15 protein-coding genes are annotated in these 17,551 nt (G+C 67.9%); 10 read left to right on the plus strand and 5 right to left on the minus strand.

All coding sequences use genetic code 11. From position 1 onward, the window contains the following. Nucleotides 1-77 precede the first annotated feature (77 nt). Nucleotides 78-2,030: a glycosyltransferase family protein gene (locus ACSVDD_RS23935; RefSeq protein WP_448191921.1), complete on the plus strand. Its 1,953-nt coding sequence runs from the start codon at nucleotides 78-80 to the stop codon at nucleotides 2,028-2,030. Between the two features lie 6 nt (nucleotides 2,031-2,036). Here ACSVDD_RS23935 and ACSVDD_RS23940 read toward each other — a convergent pair whose 3' ends face one another. Further along, nucleotides 2,037-4,286, minus strand: a complete 2,250-nt coding sequence (locus tag ACSVDD_RS23940) for a tetratricopeptide repeat protein (RefSeq protein ID WP_448191922.1) — start codon at nucleotides 4,284-4,286, stop codon at nucleotides 2,037-2,039. Between the two features lie 308 nt (nucleotides 4,287-4,594). On the opposite strand from ACSVDD_RS23940, the gene ACSVDD_RS23945 reads away from it, so the two are divergent. The 7 genes from ACSVDD_RS23945 (at nucleotide 4,595) to ACSVDD_RS23975 (ending at nucleotide 10,085) form a co-directional block, all read left to right on the plus strand. Beyond that, nucleotides 4,595-4,942, plus strand: a complete 348-nt coding sequence (locus ACSVDD_RS23945) for a hypothetical protein (RefSeq protein WP_448191923.1) — start codon at nucleotides 4,595-4,597, stop codon at nucleotides 4,940-4,942. Between the two features lie 92 nt (nucleotides 4,943-5,034). Next, nucleotides 5,035-6,057, plus strand: a complete 1,023-nt coding sequence (gene pseB / locus ACSVDD_RS23950) for a UDP-N-acetylglucosamine 4,6-dehydratase (inverting) (protein ID WP_448191924.1) — start codon at nucleotides 5,035-5,037, stop codon at nucleotides 6,055-6,057. 109 nt (nucleotides 6,058-6,166) lie between these two features. Continuing rightward, nucleotides 6,167-7,054 carry an SDR family oxidoreductase gene (locus ACSVDD_RS23955; protein WP_448191925.1) on the plus strand — a complete coding sequence of 296 codons (888 nt, stop codon included), beginning with the start codon at nucleotides 6,167-6,169 and terminating at the stop codon, nucleotides 7,052-7,054. Further along, complete coding sequence (locus ACSVDD_RS23960) at nucleotides 7,033-8,121, plus strand: N-acetylneuraminate synthase family protein (RefSeq protein WP_448191926.1); 1,089 nt, start codon at nucleotides 7,033-7,035, stop codon at nucleotides 8,119-8,121. The genes ACSVDD_RS23955 and ACSVDD_RS23960 overlap by 22 nt, the downstream gene beginning before the upstream one ends. Continuing rightward, nucleotides 8,114-8,677: a GNAT family N-acetyltransferase gene (locus ACSVDD_RS23965; RefSeq protein WP_448191927.1), complete on the plus strand. Its 564-nt coding sequence runs from the start codon at nucleotides 8,114-8,116 to the stop codon at nucleotides 8,675-8,677. The genes ACSVDD_RS23960 and ACSVDD_RS23965 overlap by 8 nt, the downstream gene beginning before the upstream one ends. Further along, on the plus strand, nucleotides 8,674-9,417 hold the full coding sequence (locus tag ACSVDD_RS23970) for a cytidylyltransferase domain-containing protein (protein WP_448191928.1): 744 nt from the start codon (nucleotides 8,674-8,676) through the stop codon (nucleotides 9,415-9,417). Before ACSVDD_RS23965 ends, ACSVDD_RS23970 begins: the two co-directional genes overlap by 4 nt. Nucleotides 9,418-9,461: 44 nt before the next feature. Then, nucleotides 9,462-10,085 (plus strand): pseudaminic acid biosynthesis-associated methylase, encoded by a 624-nt coding sequence (locus tag ACSVDD_RS23975; protein WP_448191929.1) that lies wholly within the window; start codon nucleotides 9,462-9,464, stop codon nucleotides 10,083-10,085. Between the two features lie 76 nt (nucleotides 10,086-10,161). On the opposite strand, the gene ACSVDD_RS23980 is transcribed toward ACSVDD_RS23975, so the two are convergent. Together ACSVDD_RS23980 and ACSVDD_RS23985 are read right to left on the minus strand one after the other, a co-directional pair. Next, nucleotides 10,162-10,563, minus strand: a complete 402-nt coding sequence (locus tag ACSVDD_RS23980; protein WP_448191930.1) for a flagellar biosynthesis repressor FlbT — start codon at nucleotides 10,561-10,563, stop codon at nucleotides 10,162-10,164. A 99-nt stretch (nucleotides 10,564-10,662) separates the two neighbouring features. Next, complete coding sequence (locus tag ACSVDD_RS23985) at nucleotides 10,663-12,192, minus strand: tetratricopeptide repeat protein (RefSeq protein WP_448191931.1); 1,530 nt, start codon at nucleotides 12,190-12,192, stop codon at nucleotides 10,663-10,665. A 232-nt stretch (nucleotides 12,193-12,424) separates the two neighbouring features. Between ACSVDD_RS23985 and ACSVDD_RS23990 the strand changes: the two genes are divergently transcribed. Both ACSVDD_RS23990 and ACSVDD_RS23995 read left to right on the plus strand, forming a co-directional pair. Then, the gene (locus ACSVDD_RS23990) at nucleotides 12,425-14,440 is read left to right on the plus strand and encodes a flagellar hook-basal body complex protein (protein WP_448191932.1); all 2,016 of its coding nucleotides are present in this window, start codon (nucleotides 12,425-12,427) and stop codon (nucleotides 14,438-14,440) included. Nucleotides 14,441-14,573: 133 nt separating this feature from the next. After that, the gene (locus ACSVDD_RS23995; protein ID WP_448191933.1) at nucleotides 14,574-15,338 is read left to right on the plus strand and encodes a DUF1217 domain-containing protein; all 765 of its coding nucleotides are present in this window, start codon (nucleotides 14,574-14,576) and stop codon (nucleotides 15,336-15,338) included. Nucleotides 15,339-15,408: 70 nt separating this feature from the next. On the opposite strand, the gene ACSVDD_RS24000 is transcribed toward ACSVDD_RS23995, so the two are convergent. Together ACSVDD_RS24000 and ACSVDD_RS24005 are read right to left on the minus strand one after the other, a co-directional pair. Next, nucleotides 15,409-17,082, minus strand: a complete 1,674-nt coding sequence (locus tag ACSVDD_RS24000) for a glycosyltransferase family 4 protein (RefSeq protein WP_448191934.1) — start codon at nucleotides 17,080-17,082, stop codon at nucleotides 15,409-15,411. A 4-nt stretch (nucleotides 17,083-17,086) separates the two neighbouring features. Next, a complete protein-coding gene (locus tag ACSVDD_RS24005) occupies nucleotides 17,087-17,536 on the minus strand; it encodes a flagellar biosynthesis repressor FlbT (protein WP_448191935.1) in 450 nt (149 codons plus the stop codon). Between the last annotated feature and the right edge of the window lie 15 nt (nucleotides 17,537-17,551).

The following is a 17,551-nucleotide window of genomic DNA, read 5'->3' on the forward strand; positions in this document are numbered from 1 at the left end:
GTCATGGAGGTGAGGGAGCGCTGCATCGCGGCACTGCCACCCGATGCTGTCTACCGCCAACACTGATTTTGCCCGGCATGAACGCGGTGGCCCGGATCTGGTTCATCGGGGGGCGCCAGCGGACGACAGCAAAGGATATGAGCATGGATGGCGCGCAGAACCTATCCATCGTCTTCCAGGCGGCGGCCATGCGTCACCGGTTGGGGGATTTTGAGGGCAGCGCATCGCTTTGCCAGTTCGGCCTCTGCACGGAGCCGGGGCAAGCCGATTTCTGGCTGTTGGCCGGAACGGCTCCGGTCGGCGCATCCGCCAAGCGACACGGGATGTTGGCTCGGGCGCTCCGGCTGCGCCCCGATCATGCTGACACCGCACTCGCCTTCGCCGAACTGGTGGCCGGCAACGGCGACGTCGAGCGTTCCCTGACCCTGCAGCGCCACACGCTCGTCCTGGATCCGGCGCATCCCGATGCCCTGGCCCATCACGGCGAGTCGTTGCGGATGGCGGGGCGGGGCGACACTGCGATTCGAACGCTCCGGCGCGCCATCGCCCTCTCGCCCGGGCAGCCTGAACTGCACGTCCTCCTTGGCGGCCTACTGCTCGATGCCGGGGATGTGACCGGGGCGGAAGAGGCATTCCGGGCCGCCGCCGGTCTCTGCCCCGGATGGGGGCTGCCGCGCCTGCACCTCTGGCACCTGGTGATCGATTCCGGTCGGATCGACGAGGCCCTCGAATACGGGCAGCGCCTTGCATCCGATTGTCCCCAGTATGCCGAAGAGGTGCTTTCGAAGATCGCGCTCCATCAGGCCAAGCGGGAGCAATGGGCCGCTGCGCTTGCAACCTATCAGCGGTTGGCCGCCATCGTTCCCGAGGTTCGCGCCATGCTGGGCGACGCGCTGTTCGCCGGGCACGATGTCGGCGCCTGCGACGCCGCCGTTCCGCAGGGCGGCGACGTTGGCGTGAACGTGCTGCCGCCGATGGCCGGCCGGTTCGCGGCTGCTTACGGCGCCGATGGCTGGCAGGGACAGCGCATCCTGGTGTTGATGCCGAAGCACATCGGCTGCGACCCGCGAGCCATCGAGCATGACCTCTCGCAATATTTGACCGAGGCGGCGAAGGCGTCCGGTCTTGAGGTTCTCTTCATCGCCGCCGACGAGGTGAGCTATCCGGTGTTCATGACACCGGAAAGACGGAGCCGGTCACCATCCAACCTCCGGTCCATCGCGGCCCGGATTCTGGAATTCATGCCTGATGTCGTCGTCTTGGATTGCAACAGCCTCAGCGACGGCGACACCATCAACCACTCCTGGCTTCGCGTGCTGCAAGAGAAGGTTCCCTTCAAGATCGTCGGCGTCGTGCCGGATAACCATGGCCCTGGCCGCCAGCGGGTCGAGCATTGGGCCGCGGCGGTCGATGCGTTCGTTCACTTCGAGCCGGGGGCGTCCGGCCACTCCGGCCCCTGCCCCGGCAGTGACAGCGACAAGATGATCCTCACCTATGTCCCGGTGCCGGATTACTTTCATTCCGATTCCATCGTGCGCGACATGGGGGGGATCTTCGTCGGGTCCCCTTCCGGCAACGGCCTCGGGCACCGGGCGCTGTGGCTGTCGGCCCTGAAGACGCGCATGCCGGAATGCCGGTTGATCATGGGCAACCGGTTTGCCGCGACCTCACCGAACCTCACCGAATACGCCCGCCTGCATGGGCGCACGAAGGTCAGCTTCAACTTCGGCCGGCGCCCTGCCGGCACCGTCATCGTGACCGGCCGAACCTATGAATCGATCAGGGCCGGGTGCCTTCTGCTTGAGCAGGCAGGCTCGCGGCTCGGTGACTTCTTCGTCGAGGGCAAGCATTTCGCCACATTCCGCAACGCCGATGAGATGATTGCCCTCGGACGGCACTTCTTGAACAACGACGATCTGCGCACCACCATGGCGGCGGACGCTCAAGCCTTCATGCAGGAGAACTACGCACCGAAGTTCTTCTGGCCGTATGTCCTCTCCCGGCTGGAAGCCCGGCACGCGGCGGAGTAGCGGCGTTCATCGCCGCGCCGACCACAGGTCCAGCAGCGCCGCCTCGAAGGCGGCGGTGAAGGCAGCGCCGTCGCAGATCCGCTCGGCCATGCGCGCGCGCAGCGCGAAACGGCGAGCCGCCAGGGCCGCCGGATCGGCCACGAGGCGTGCGGCCATGGCCAGATAGTCCTCGGCGGTCGCGGCCACCAGATCGCCGTGGCCGATCTGCCGGAGGATGGCCAGCGACTGCCGCGCCACCGGCCGCCGGCCCTCCAGCGTCACCACCGGAACCCCCATCCACAGCGCCTCCAGCGTCGTCAGGCAGCCGCAGAACGGGAACGGGTCGAGCGCCACGTCCACGTCGGCGTATTCCTCCAGCATGGCGTCGTGCCGCGCCGGCCCCCGCAGGTCCAGGCGCGCCGCGTTGATCCCGCGCTCCGCGAAGGCGGCGTGGAGGGCCTGCCGCTCGGCCTCCTCGGTCAGCGTGTGCCACTTCAGCACCAGCCGCGCGGTCGGCACGCGCCTCAGCAGCTCGGACCACAGGTCGAGCACGGGCGGCGACAGCTTGGACAGGTTGTTGAAGCTCCCGAAGGTCGGCCGGCCGCTGTCTAGCAGGGGTGGGGGGGCCACCGGCGGGCTGGGCTGCGGCGGCGTGTAGCAGAACCGGCCGGCGGACAGGGGGACGACGCGCTCGGTGAACCAGCCGCACCGTTCCGCCGGGACGCTCTCCCCATCGGTCAGCACCGCGTCCATGGTCGGCAGGCCGGTGGTGTGGAAGTAGCCGAGCCAGCTCACCTGCAACGCCGCCGGCTTGGCAGCGAACACCGTCAGCCGGTTGTCGGCGGTGTGCCCGGCAAGGTCGACGAGAATGTCGATCCCCTCCCGCCGGACGGACTCCTCAAGCGCGGCGTCGGACCAGCCGGCGCTGTCGTGCCAGACCTCCACAGCGTCGCGCAGGCGCGCCGTCAGATCGTCCGCCGCCCTGGTGTCGCTGAAGGCGTGCACCTCGAACCGGGTGCGGTCGTGATGCTCCAATGCCCCGATGGACAGATAGCCCACGGGGTGCCGACGGAAATCGGGCGAGACGTAGCCGACGCGCAGCCGTCCACCGGCGAAGCGCGGCGCGGCGGGTAGGCGGTGACGACGGGCGGCCACCGCCGCGACGCCCCAGCGCCGGTGCGCCTCCGCAAGCTCGTCGTCGCTGACGGACGGATCGTAGTTGAGGGCCAGCAGTAGGTTGGAGTTTGCAGCACCAGCCGACCCAGCCAGCATGTGCGCGCGGGCGAGGCTGCGCTGCGCCCGCTCTGGGTGCCGGCCGGCCAGCAGCACGACGCCCAGGTTGTTGCATGCCTCGGGCGCCTGCGGCTCCACCGCCAGCGCCGCCGACAGGCAGCGCTCCGCCGCGCGCAGCCGGACGCACCGCAACTCGACCAAGCCAAGCGCCGCCCATGCGGCGGCGTCGACGGGCTGCATGCGCACCGCGCGCACCGCGCCGACTCGGGCGCCGGCACCGTCGCCCATGGACAGGCGGACCCCGGCCAGGACGCGCCATGCCGCAGTGTGGGCCGGATTGAACGCCAGCGCGTGCCGCGCCGTCCGCTCGGCCCCCGCGCCGTCGCCGATGCGGCGGCGGGCGTCGGCGAGTTGCAGCGCCGCTTCCGCATCGGCGGGCGCCAGACGCACGGCCCACCGCAGCAGGCGCTCCGCGTCCGCGACGTGGCCGGTGCGCAATGACTGCGCCCCGGCGGCGAAGGCGGCGTCCGGGGCCAGGGCGAGCGCCGTGCGGACGGCGGCGCGGGCCGTCTCCGGCCGGCCGGCGGCGGCGAGCGCATCGGCCAGGGCGAGCCGAAGCGACCAATCGTCGCAGCGGGCGCCGAGGCAGGTCCGCAGCACCTCCGCGGCCTCCGCTCCGGCACCGCTGTCCAGCAGGCTGTAGCCCAGGTTCAGGCGCAAATCGACGCGGCTCGGCGCGGCGTCCGCGGCGCGCCGCAGCCAGCGCAGGGCGGTGGGATGCCCGGTGCCGCGCAAGGCGTCGCCCAGGTTCGCCAGCAACACGCCGCGTTCCGGTGCCAGCGCCACGCTGACGGCCAGGTGGGCCGCGGCCTCGGCGCACCGGCCCATGTCAAGGCACACGACGCCCAGCAGGCGGCGCGGCTCCGCCTCGTCCGGAAAGCTGCGGGCGACCATCTCGTAGAGCGGCAGCGCGGCGTCCAGCTGTCCTTGGGCGTGCAAGGCTTTTGCCCTGTCCGCCAGCGCCTGGGCAATCTTGGGATTCACAGGTGAGGGGAGCCTTTCATTGCCGTACCGGGAGTCGATCTCACGGCCAATTCTTTGTGTACCTAATTCGAAACCCCATGCCCTTTGGCCGAGCCCTTCGTGGCCGGAAGCGTCGACAGCATAGGAATAGCGGGCATTTGACTCTTTACGTCCCGTAAACTATATTGCTGAATCGAAGGTGGTGGGAAATGGGCATCAATGGACTCACATCCGCGTTAGCGACCCCTCAGACGCCTGCCGTTCCCCTTACGGGTGGACAGCGGGGCCAGCCGGAATCCGCTTCGGCTTCGAGTCAGGCATCGTCGTCCGTGCCCCGCGTTGTTTTTAACCCACGCACCCATTTCGACGCCAGTGCCGGCGTGTTCGTCATGGAATACCGCAGCGCCAGCTCCGGCGAGATCGAACGCCAGTTCCCCGACGAGCAGCAGCTGCGCGCCTACGAGAACGCGAAGAAGATCGAGGCGGCGCGGAGCAAGGGAGAGGCCGCGGCGGCGGCGGTGAAATCCTCCTTGGACGCGAACGTGGACGTGAAGTCGCCTGCGCCTGCGCAAACCTCGGCGCCGCTTCCCGCCAAGGCCGAAAAAGCTCCGCCTCCAGCTCCAGCTCCAGCTTCGGCCTCGACCAAGGCTTACGAACCCGTGCGCCTCGAAGTCTAAGGCTTCGCACGCGGCCAGTGACGATATTTTAACCATTCTGAACCGACACTCCCGTGGCCGAAGACATTCGGCTTCCAGCGGGATGTGCGTGCATGAACGAGATCGCGACCTTCGACGGCATCGGGCCAAAGCTGAACGGCGCCCAGATCCTTGTGACTGGGGGCACCGGTTCGTTCGGGCGCGCCTTTGTCCGCCATGTCCTGGAACACTACCGGCCCGCCCGCTTCATCGTCTTCTCCCGCGACGAGTTGAAGCAGTACGAGATGGCGCAGGACTTCCCGACGTCCCGCTTCCCGTGCATGCGCTATTTCATCGGTGACGTCCGTGACCAGCAGCGGCTGGAAACGGCCATGCGCGGCGTCGATTACGTGATCCACGCCGCCGCGCTGAAACACGTGCCGATCGCCGAATACAACCCGATGGAGTGCATCCGCACCAACATCACCGGCGCCGAGAACGTGGCGACGGCGGCCATGCGGGCCAAGGTCAAGAAGGTGGTGGCGCTGTCCACCGACAAGGCGGCCAACCCCATCAACCTCTACGGCGCCAGCAAACTGGCGTCGGACAAGGTGTTCGTCGCCGCCAACAACCTCAGCGGCGAGGGCGGCACCCGCTTCTCGGTGGTGCGCTACGGCAACGTGCTGGGCTCGCGCGGCAGCGTGGTGCCCTTCTTCCGCAAGCTCATAGCCGAGGGCGCGACCAGCCTGCCGATCACCGACCCGCGGATGACGCGCTTCTGGATCACGCTGCGCCAGGGCGTGTCGTTCGTCACCTCGTCGCTGGCGCAGATGCAGGGCGGCGAAATCTTCGTGCCGAAGCTGCCCAGCATGCTGATGACCGACCTTGCCCGCGCGCTGGCCCCGGACCTGCCGCACGAGGTGGTCGGCATCCGTCCCGGCGAGAAGATCCACGAGGTGATGATCCCCGCCGAGGTGTCGCAGAACACCATCGAGCTGAGCGACCGCTACATCATCAAGCCCGCCTTCATGGAATGGGGCGTGTACAAGACGCCGAAGGACAGCCGACCGGTGGACGAAGGGTTTTGCTACTCCAGCAACCTGAACACCGATTGGATCGATGCGGAGCGCCTGTTTACCTTGCTGGCAAGCTGCTGACCACAGGCGGGCGTCCACGTTCTTTTCGAGGGCACGCCACGCTCGACATTGCCGTCTTCGGCGCTCACATTCGAACGGATCGTATGATCGCGGCAAAAAGCGGACGAGCATGGCGCGGTGGCTGATCTTCGGGGCGACGGGGCTGCTCGGACAGGCACTCATGCGCGAGGCTCGCCGTCGCGGACTTGCGGTTGCCGGGGCGGCGCGCTCGGCCGCCGACATCGCCTGCGACGTGACCGATCCCGAGGCGGTCGCCGCCGCTTTCGACGCGGCGGCCCCGGATTTCGTCGTCAATGCCGCGGCCTTGGTGGACCTCGATCGCTGTGAGTCCGATCCGCGGCTGGCCTACATGGTCAACGCCCGCGCCGCCGCCTTCCTGGCGGAGCAGTGCCGGCAGCGCGGCTCCCGGCTGGTGCACATTTCCACCGACCATTACTGGCGCGGCGAGGGGGCGCGGCTGCACGGCGAGGCGGCGCCCGTGCGCCTTCTCAACGAGTACGCCCGATCCAAATATGCCGGCGAGGCTTTCGCGGCCACGGCACCGGGGGCTCTGGTGGTGCGCACGAACATCACCGGCTTCCGAGGCTGGGCGGGGCGGCCGACCTTCGCCGAATGGTGCCTGGACGTGATCGAACGCGACGCCCCGGTTACCCTGTTCGACGATTTTCACACCTCGACCATCGACGCGCCGTCTTGCGCCGCGGCTCTGTTCGATCTGGTCGCGCTCGGTGCCGGCGGTCTCCTCAACGTGGCGGCGCGCGAGGCGGCTTCCAAGGCTGCGTTTGTCGACGCGCTGGCCGCCGCTGCCAACCGCCGCCTCAGCCGGGCCACCCATGGCTCCGTCGCCGGCCTTGCCACGCCACGGGCGGACAGCCTGGGCCTCGACGTCACCCGCGCCGAGGCTATTCTTGGCCGGCGCCTGCCGGATACCGCGGCGGTGGTCCGCGCCCTCTGCCAACAATACGGGGAAGGGCCATGCGTTACGACAGCATCATAACGGTGAAGCAGCGCGCCATTTCGCTGCAAGACCCGACCTACTTCGTCGCCGACATCGCCGCCAACCATGACGGCGACCTTCAGCGGGCCATGGATCTGATCTGGAAGGCCAAGGAGGCCGGCGCCGACGCGGCCAAGTTCCAGCACTTCCTGGCCAAGGACATCGTGTCCGATTATGGCTTTCGGAAGCTGGGCGGCCAACTCGGCCACCAGGCCAAGTGGGACAAGCCGGTCGTGAGCGTGTACCGCCAGTACGAGCTCAATCGTGACTGGAACGAAGCCCTGTTCGCCACCTGCGAACAAGCGGGCATCGACTTCATGACCACGCCTTACGACTTTGCCGCCACGGAATCCGTGGCGCGGCTGGTCGCGGCGATAAAGATCGGCTCGGGCGACATCACCTGGACCGACAGCATTGCCCACATCGCCGCCCAGGGCAAACCGGTGTTCCTCGCCACCGGCGCCTCCACCATGGAAGACGCCGAGCGGGCCGTCGCCACCATCCTGGACCACACCCCGCAGATCGTCCTGATGCAGTGCAACACCAACTACACGGGTGACGTGGAAAACTTCCGCTTCATCAATCTGCGGGTGTTGCAGAACTATGCGATCCACTGGCCCGGCATGGTGCTCGGTCTTTCGGACCACACGCCTGGGCATGCGACGGTGCTGGGTGCCCTGGCGCTGGGCGCCCGCGTCATCGAAAAGCACTTCACCGACGACAGTTCCCGCGCCGGGCCGGACCATCCCTTCTCCATGACGCCGCAGTCCTGGCGGGAGATGGTGGACCGCTCCCGCGAGCTGGAGAACGCTCTGGGCGACGGCGTCAAGCGCATCGAGGAGAACGAGCGCCAGACCGCCGTGGTCCAGCGCCGCTGCCTGCGTCTGGTCCACGCCATGAAGGCGGGGGAGGTCCTGGCCGCCGGCGATTTGGAGGCCCTGCGCCCGGCCGATCCGCACGCCCTGCCGCCCTACCGCGCCGCCGAGGCGGTTGGCCGGGTGCTGACGGTGGACAAGGAGGCGGGCGACGCCCTGCACGCCCATGAGGTGGAGGGGATCGATGCTTGAAGGTCGGCTCACCGGACTGCGCGCGGTCGAGCGCGGCGACTTGCCGCAGCTGATGGAATGGCGGAACCGCCCGCAGTACCGGCGCTATTTCCGGGAATACCGCGAACTGAACGCCGCGATGCAGGAGCGCTGGTTCGACAAGCTGGTGCTGGGCGATCCCAACACCTGCATGTTCGCCATCGTCGAGCGGACCGGCGTCGGGCGGACCGGCGGGCGCCTGCTCGGCGCCTGCGGGGCTTGCTACATCGACTGGGTGAACCGCAACGCCGACTTCTCCATCTACATCGGCGCCGATGACCTGTACATCGACGACACGCTGGCCCCCGATGCCGGCGAGACGCTGCTGCGCTACTGCTTCGACGAATTGTCGCTGCACCGCGTGTGGGCGGAAATCTACGACTTCGACGAGCCCAAGAAGGCCCTGTTCGACCGCCTGGGCTTCACCCTCGACGGCCGCCACCGCCAAACCCACTGGGCGGAAGGTGCCTGGCACGACTCGCTGTTCTACGGCCTGCTGGCCGGGGACCATTACAGCCAGAAGGGAACACGGCCATGATCGTCGCCATCCTTCAGGCCCGCATGTCCTCCTCGCGGGCGCCGGGCAAGGTCCTGCGGCCAATCCTTGGTCAGCCGATGATCGCCCGCCACCTGGAGCGGCTTCGCCGCGCCGAGACCCTCGACCGCATCGTCGTGGCGACCAGTGTGGGTGCCGATGACGACGCCATCGAAGAGGCCGTGTCAGCGGTGGGCATCGATGTTTTCCGCGGCTCGCTCGACGACGTGCTTGACCGCTACGTCCAGGCCGCCCGCCGCTACGCGCCGGATCATGTGGTGCGCGTGACGGCCGACTGCCCGCTGGCCGACTGGCGCCTGCTGGACCGCATTGTCCGCACCCATCTGGCGAGCGAGGCCGACTACACCAGCAACACTCTGCCGCTGACGTGGCCCAACGGCCTGAACGTCGAAGTGGTGCGCACCGCGGCTCTGGAACGGGCGTGGCGCGAGTCCACCGCACACTACGACCGCGAGCATGTGACTCCCTTCGTAAAGCGGGAAGACGGCTTCCGCCGCACCTCGGTGATGCGGGCTCCGGACCTGTCACAGGTTCGCTGGACCGTCGATTACCCGGATGACTTCGCCATGGTGCGGCAAGCCTACGAAGCGCTCTATCCGGGCAAGCCGGACTTCGATTCCGATGACCTGCACGATTTGTTCTGCAAGCACCCGGAAATGCTGCGGATCAACAACGCGCCGGATCAGGTCGATCTGTTTGTCAAACAGTGGCAACATTCGTGAAATCTGGTAAATTACAACGTTGAATATGGCGGGGAGCCAAATCGATGAGCGAGTTCAAGACCGAGCAAGAGGGATTCTGGGCTGGCCAGTTCGGCAAGGACTACATTGGGCGGAACCGTTCGGACCAATACCTGATCTCCAATGTTGCCTTTTTCGCGAATATCTTCCGGCGGACCCACGACATCGGCAGCGTCATCGAACTCGGAGCCAACATTGGCATGAATCTCAGGGCGATCCAGGCGCTGGCGCCGAAGGCCGAGGTTTCCGGGGTCGAGATCAACGACGACGCCTACACGGAACTCGCGTCCATCAAGGGTGTGACGGCGCACAAGCAGTCCATCCTCGATTTTGCGTCCGACCGAACGTACGACTTCGTTTTCACGAAATGCGTGTTGATCCACATTGCGCCGGACTATTTGGCTGACGTGTACAAGACGATGCACGCCTTGTCGTCCCGGTACGTCTTGATGGCGGAATACTACAATCCGACGCCGGTCGAAGTGACCTATCGCGAGCACACGGGAAAGCTGTTCAAGCGCGATTTCGCTGGCGAGTTCATGGAACGGTTCACGGATTTCGAATTGGTCGATTATGGCTTCGTGTGGAAGCGGGACCCGAACTTCCCCCAGGACGACGTGTCCTGGTTCCTGATGAGGAAAAAGGCCTGACGCCCGGTCCTCTGGCGGACCGCGCGCCCGTGATCCCGGTGCCCCCGCGCCATGCGGCGCGAGGGCTGCAACGAACTCAGGCCTGGGTAGCGGGGAACGTCTCGACGATGGCCACGTCCAGGTCGCTCAGGCGGCGGCAGACTTCCATCGCCGACTGGATCTGGCCCTGCTCGACGAGGTTCTGCATGACCGCGAGGCTGCGCTGCACCGCCGTCATCTCGCTCGCTTCCGAGCGATCGCACAGCAGGTCGGCCAGTTCCTGCCGATAGACGGCGTCGTGCTCCGGATCCAGCAGCATGGACTGGAGGACGAAGTAGATCTTCTTGGTGGGCGTGTTCGCATCGGCGGCGCTGTGCAGAAGATCGCCGCTCGTCAGCACCTGCGCGCCGGCTGAGACCTTGAGCTGCCCCTCGGGGGTCAGCATGACAGCGGCGCCGTTCACAAATGCGACGACACCCGGCTTAAGTTCCAGATCCACCATGTCCTTCATCGCCCGCTGACCCTATCCTGATGGTATTGAGACGTTGGCAATATACCGCCAATCGTCGTACAGAGCAAAACGAGAAACAGCGGCGCTTTACAGCCGCAATGGTGCGCGTGCGGCGACTTCGGCCATCACGCCGGCGGGCCAGGGCCGGGCGGGTGTGGCCAGGACGGGCTCCCGCGCCCGGTGGATCGGGTCGCGCTCGTCGGACAGGCCCACCCAGCGAAAGCTGCTGGCGACCAGCGTCGGCACGCCGAGCGCACCGCCGAGCATGGCGATCCAGGTTCCGGCGGACACCACGAGGTCGAGCGACGCGACCGCCGCCGCCGTGTCCTGGATGCCGTCCCTCAGGTCGAGGTCCGGCAGGGGATGGACGGCAAGGCCGAAGGTCTCGTGCAACTGGGCCAGTTCATCGCGGACATCGCCGTGCTGAAGGGAAACGAACGTTCCCCGTCCCCGCAATCCGGACAGGACCGGTGCCCAGTCGGGGAGCGGCCGGTACTCGATGGCGCGGCCGGGCGTGATCAGCGACGACCGCCAGCACAGGCCGATCCATGGGCCGGGGCCCAACGCCTCCAGGCGTGCGCGCCACCGCTGCGCCGCGGCGGGGTCGGGGGCCAGGACGGGAACGTGCGCGCGCCGCGTCGCCGCGTCCCAGAGGAAGCGGGGAAGGCTTCCCAGTTCGATGTAGACATCGGCGTCGGCGGGGCCGCACCGGCTGTCGCCGACGGCGTGCCAGCGCTTGCCCGGCCGCTCCACCTGCAACGGGCGGACGGTCACGCCCGGCAGGCTCTGCCGGACCAGGGGAACCAGCTTCGGCGTAACGTCCAGCGTGACCGCCGCCGCCCGTTCCGCGGCCTCGCGGACGAAGGGCAGGAACCAGATCTGGTCGCCGATGCCCATCTCCCCACAGATGTAAAGGTGGCGCCCGGCCAGCGGTTCGCCGGACCAGCGCGGGCAGGGGATGGCGCGGGCGACGCTGTTGGGGGTCTCCGGGTGCAGCCGCCACTCGAACTCGGCCCAGCCCTCGGCGAAGCGGTGCAACGGCAGCAGCGACCTCGCCAGATTGTAGTGGATCGCCGGGTCGTCGGGGGTGAGGAGCGCCGCGCGCGTCAGTGCCTGGACGGCACCCGCGTCGTCGCCCGCCGAGGCCAGCCCTTCCCCGAGGTTCACATAGGAACCGGTGCGCTCCGGCTCCAGCGCGATGGCGGTGCGCAAGGCCCGCCGCCCGCGTTCGCCGTCCCCGGCGGCGAACGCCGCGTCGCCGAGCCCCGCCCAGGAGGGCGCCACGTCGGGCCAGCGCGCCAGCACCGCGGCGAACGCCGCGACGGCTTCGTCCTGCCGCCCGAGGGCGGCGAGACAGCCGGCCCGGTTGTGCAGCACCGGCAGCAGATCGGGGAGCGCCAGCACCAGCGCGTCGTAGACCGCCAACGCCTCGCCGTCCATCTCCAGGGAGCGCAGCAGGCCCGCCGTCTCGAACAGCAGTTCCGGGTCCCCGGCCCCGCCGGCCAACGCTTCCCGGAAAGCGTCGAGTGCACCGTGCAGGTCGCCGTCCCGGCGCAGCCGCCGCCCCCGTTCCGCCGGATCTTCCGCTGGATCGAACCCCTCGCCGGAGTGTGTCATCCTGATGTCTCGCCCTGTCGTCCGGCCGCACAATGCCATGAATTTCCGGCCACCGGGTAAATGTTGCCGACCCAAGACCGCCGTCCGCCCGGCAATCCCGGCCGGCAAATCCTGCCGCCCATCCAAAATATCGAGTGTTTTCAACGGTCCGCCCCGCTGGCACATCTCTTGCTGATCGAGTGACAGAAATCGGCCACGGGATCGTGGCGCTTGCTTCACTCGGGGGTGTTCCATGAGCGTTTTTGGATCGATGACGACCGCCGTCACGGGCCTCGCTGCGCAGGCTCGTGCATTGGGCAGCTTGTCGGACAACATCGCCAACTCGCAGACGGTCGGCTACAAGCGCGTCGAGACGTCGTTTCAGGAACTCGTCACGCAGTCCAACGCCGACCTGCACAGCCCCGGCGGTGTCCGTGCGCGCCCGAGCTACACCAACAGCGTCCAGGGCAACATCACGCAGACCGAGAACACCACCAACATGGCGATCTCGGGCAACGGCTTCTTCCAGGTCAGCCGCGGCACCGAAGGCACGAGCGAAGTCGCGTTCCAGAACACGCCGTACTTCACCCGCGCCGGCGATTTCTCGCTGGACCGCTTCGGCTATCTGAAGAACAACGCCGGCATGTACCTCAACGGCTGGGGGCTGAACTCCAGTGGTGCGCTGGACAAGGGCTCGATCTCGCCGATCCGCATCCAGCAGCTGATCGACACCCCGACGGCGACGCAGAACATCAATCTCTCCGCCAACCTGCCGCTGGCGCCGACGACCGCCAACCAGCCGACCCAGACGGTCACGATCATCGACGCCACCGGCGTGGAGCGCCAGCTTCAGCTGAATTGGCGTCAGCAGGGGGCCGGCAACTGGCGTCTGTCCGTCAACGCACCGGGAAGCTCGTCGGCGGTGACCGCCGGCACGCTGAACAGCACCATCGACGACGGCACCGGCACGGGAACGGCGCTGACGACGGCCATCGGAACCCCGTTCGTGGCGGCCGGCGGTTCACCGGCCACCGTGCAGTCGAGCACCGTCACCCTCAACTCGGCGGTCACCGCCAACACCGTGTACACGGTCAGCGTGGCCGGCCAGACCTTCAGCTACACGGCTACGGCCACCGACGTCACCAATCCCAACAATGTGCCTTATCAGCTCTGGAGCCAGATCCAGGCCGCCAACGCGGCTCCCGGCGGCGCCAGCGTTTCCGGCAACACCATCACCCTGACCGGCGACAGCGCGGGCAACAAATTCAGCATCGCCTCCACCCCGGCCGGTGTGCCCGCCGGCACCGGGTTCGACGCAACGACCGGCACCGCTGCGGTTCCGGGCGTCAACGAGCAAATCTTCGTCCCGGTGGGTGGCCCGGCTGGAAACGTCGGCGACATTTATAAAGTAGACTTTTCCGCTATCGCTCTCGCCCCCGCCCCCGCGGCAGGTTGGCCGGCGATCACCTACACCACGGACGGTACGGAGAGCAACGCGACAACCCTTGCCGAGCGCATCGCGGCGAAAATCAATGGGAACTCCTCCTCGCCGGTGACGGCGACGGTCAGCGGCGCCGGCATCATGCTGGCGGCCAAGACGGCCAGCGCGACGAGCGTCGCCCCCACGACCTTGGCCACGCCCGGCACCATGCCGGCCCACGTGCAGATGCAATTCACCGGCGGCTATCTGACGTCGATGAACGCGGCCAATGTGGGCACCGGCACGGCCGGCGTTCCGCCGAGCCAGACCAGCGGCGACCCCGCGTACCTCGACTTCGACGTCAATTACGGCTATGGCGCCCAGAGGGTCCGGTTGAACCTGGGGCAGTTCGGCTCGGCGGCCTCCGGTCTGACGCAGTTCACCGGAAGCGACATCGTGCAGAACTCGCTGTCCCAGGACGGGTTCACCCGCGGCGCGTTCCAGGACCTGGAGATCAAGACGTCGGGCGACGTGGTCGCCAACTACGACAACGGCCGCAGCCGCGTCCTGGCCAGGGTGCCGGTGATCCAGGTGACCAACCCGGATGCCCTGCAGAAAACCAACGGCAACGCCTATTCGCTGACGCGGGAGGCCGGCGGCACGCGCGCCGACGACGCCTCGGCCAACGGTGCCGGTGGCTTAGTGGTCAGCTCGGTCGAGGGCTCCAACGTCGACATCGCCCAGGAGTTCACCAAGATGATCGTCACCCAGCGCGCCTACTCGGCCAACACCAAGGTGGTGACCGCGTCGGACGAGATGCTTCAGGAAACCCTTGGCATGAAGCGCTGATCGCGGCGGGATGACGCCGGACGGCGGGGGCGTGTAGGGCAGGGCGGCGCGAGGGCGCCGCCCCGCCGCTTCTGCGCCCGCCGGTTGCGCAGGGCACGATTTCGTGGTAGCCTGCGATTTGGAGGAGTATAAAATGTCCCTCTCATCCTTGGTCACCTATCAGAAGTACGTCCGCGACGGCACCAAGCTCGAGCAGAAGTTCGAGTCGTCGGCAGAGATCAAGAAGGACGTCGACTACGCCACCAAGGCTTTGGACAAGGTGACGTCCGTCGACGACGTGTTCAAGGACACGCGCCTCGTCAAGTTCCTGGCCAAGGCGCTGAACCTGTCGGGGGAGGAGCAGTACCCCGGCAAGATGCGCCGCATCCTGTCCGAGAAGGTCGACAACAAGGACGCCGTCATGTACCGCCTGTCCGACAAGCGGTACGCCCAGGCGGCGGACAAGCTGCGGCTGGGCGACAGCGGCGTGAGCCGGCTGAAGCTCGCCGGCACCCAGACCGACCTGATCGACGCCTACAAGAAGGCGAAGTTCGAGGACTCGATCGGGACGGAGAACCTTGCGGTCCGTCAGGCCCGCTACTTCGAGCAATACGCTGGCAATGCCAAGTCCCCCTACAACATCCTCGGCGACCCGATCCTGCGCGAGGTCGTGACCTCGACGCTCGGCCTTCCCAAACAGATCGCCATCCAACCTGTGGAAACCCAGGCCAAGGCGATCAGCGACAAGATCGACGTCACGAAGTTCAGCGACGCGAAGTACCGCGAGAACTTCATCAAGCGGTTCCTGAACCAGAACGACATAGCGAACGCCGGTACGGACGGGGGCAGCAACAGTTGGATGCTGTCGCTGCTCGGCGGCGGGACCAGCACCACCGGCGGCGTGAACCTTCTCGTCTGAGCCTTCCTGCGCTCGCGCTCGGGCGGGTGCTGCGCCTCTGTGCGGCCATTCCGGGGAACTTCGCCGTCTTTCAACCGGGCGGATGGGCCTGGATCAGCCCGAGTTTCAGAAGGAAGCCGACGGTCCATACCATCTGCTGGCGCACCGCCCCTTGCAAGCCCGCCGTCAGGTCGGCGACGGTGGCCTCCCCGGCGGAAAGGCGGGCCAGCACGGTGTGCGCCACCTCGGTGAAGCCGAGGACCGGCTCGGCGAAGCGGTGCACGGACAGCGCGGACAGGTCGCCGACCAGCGTCTCCGGCAGCCCCGGCCGGCGGGTCAGGCGCAGCTCCGGCACCAGCGCCGCCGTGGGATGGCCGGCGAATTGCCGGAACGGATCGGGGCGCAGCGGGTGGAACTGCGGCGCCGACGCCGCGGCGTGCGCCCGCCGCTCGGCCAGATGCGCCCACAGTGCCCGATGACGCTCCAGCACCGCCGGCCAGTCGAAACTCGCGCGCGCGTGGACCGCCGCGCGTTCGGCCATGGCGCGCCGCCGCCCGTCGTCGCCGAGCAGCGCCACCAGCGCCTCGCTCAATCGTTCGACGTCCACGGCGGTCGCCAGCGCGGCGAAGCCCTCGTAGCCGTCGACCCCCAGCATGCCGTCCTCGTACCAGTCCGCCAGCGCCTGACCGTCGCCGGGCGCCGGGGCGTAGGTGGGGATGCGCACCCCCACGTCGCCATCCGGCACCGTGTCGCGGTAGCCGTCCCAGTCGCTGACCAGCACCGGCAGCCCGGCCGCCATGGCTTCCAGCGGCGTGATTCCGAAGCTCTCCTGGATGGTGTCGGAGAGGGAGAGGAACAGGTCGGCGGCGTGCCAGATGCCGAATCGCACGGCATCGTCGCGCCCGTCCAGCAGGTGCAACCGGACGTCCGGGCACAGCCGCTGCGCCGCCTCATGGTATTCGTCGCCGATGCCGTCGTTGGCGAACCAGCCCGCCAGGATCAGGTGCACCGGCCGGCCGAGCGCTTCATGGGCGCGCTGAAGCGCCATGAAGCCGGCGGAAGGGTGCGCCTTGCCCAGATGCGTCAGGCGGCCGAAGTGCAGCGCCACCGGGTCGTCCGCCCCGATGCCCAGCCGTGCGCGCCACTCCTGCCGTTGGCGTGCCTTCTCGGCTGGCGTCGCGGCGTACTCGTCGCACCAGATGCCGAGCGGGATGACCTCCAGGTGGGGGCGGGGGATGCGGGCCGCCCCGAAGCGCTGCGCCAGATAGCCGCCGTAGTCGTCGAAGATGCTCTCGATGGCGGCGCGCGAGGCCTGGCTGGTGCAGACGATGGCGTCCCATTCCCGCACCGGGGCGGTCAGGTAGGCGCCGAGGGCGTCCTGGGCGTCGTGGGTGCTGATGGTGTGGTTCAGCCCGATCAGGCTGACCACCCGGTCGTCGCCCCGCGCCCGGCGCCACGCCAACTCCGTCACCTTCGACAGGCCGTGCACGTGCAGCGCCCCGGCGCGCGCCAGCCGCTGGTCGCCGAAGGATTGGGTCCAGCACACCTCCTGGCCCGGCACGGCCATCGGATCGATGCGCTGCAACGCCGTGAAGCGCTCCAGCTGGTCCATGGACTCGCCGAACAGCACCAGCGGCCGGCCTGGGTCGCCGTGCGCCAGCACCTTCAGGAAACCATGCCCGGACACCGCGCGACCGGCGATGCGGGATCCGGAGCGGACGAATCCGTCTTCCTGGAAATACACCGCCGCGGCCGGACGCTCCACGGCCTCAGCTCCCCTTTGCCGCCCCGGCCGCGGGCTTTGCCGGCTCCGCATCGGGCGGTGCGTCTCCCAGCGCGAGCATCTTGTCGTCATGGGCGAACAGCTCGCGCGCCAGCCGCAGCGCCGCGTAGTACTCGTTGGCGGCCAGATGCAGGCGAATCGCCGCGACCTTCTTGCGGATCGGCGGCGACGTGGTCGCCTCCGCATATTCGTCGATGAAGCGGTTCGCCCGATCGAGCCAGTTGATCTGCTCCTCGGGGTCGGCCACGTAGGCGTTCTGGACCGCGTAGTAGATCCGCCGCGCCGGAGTCGTCGCCTCGTCCGGACGCACCAGCTGGCGCTCGAGCATGAGGGTGACTTTGTTGTGGATGGTCAACCCGATCGAGCTGTCGGCGCTGATGAGCGCACCGTTGATGATGATTCGCTCACCGGCGCGCAGGTTGACTTTCAAAGGCATGCCAGAAGAACTCCC

Source organism: Azospirillum terrae (assembly GCF_053470425.1).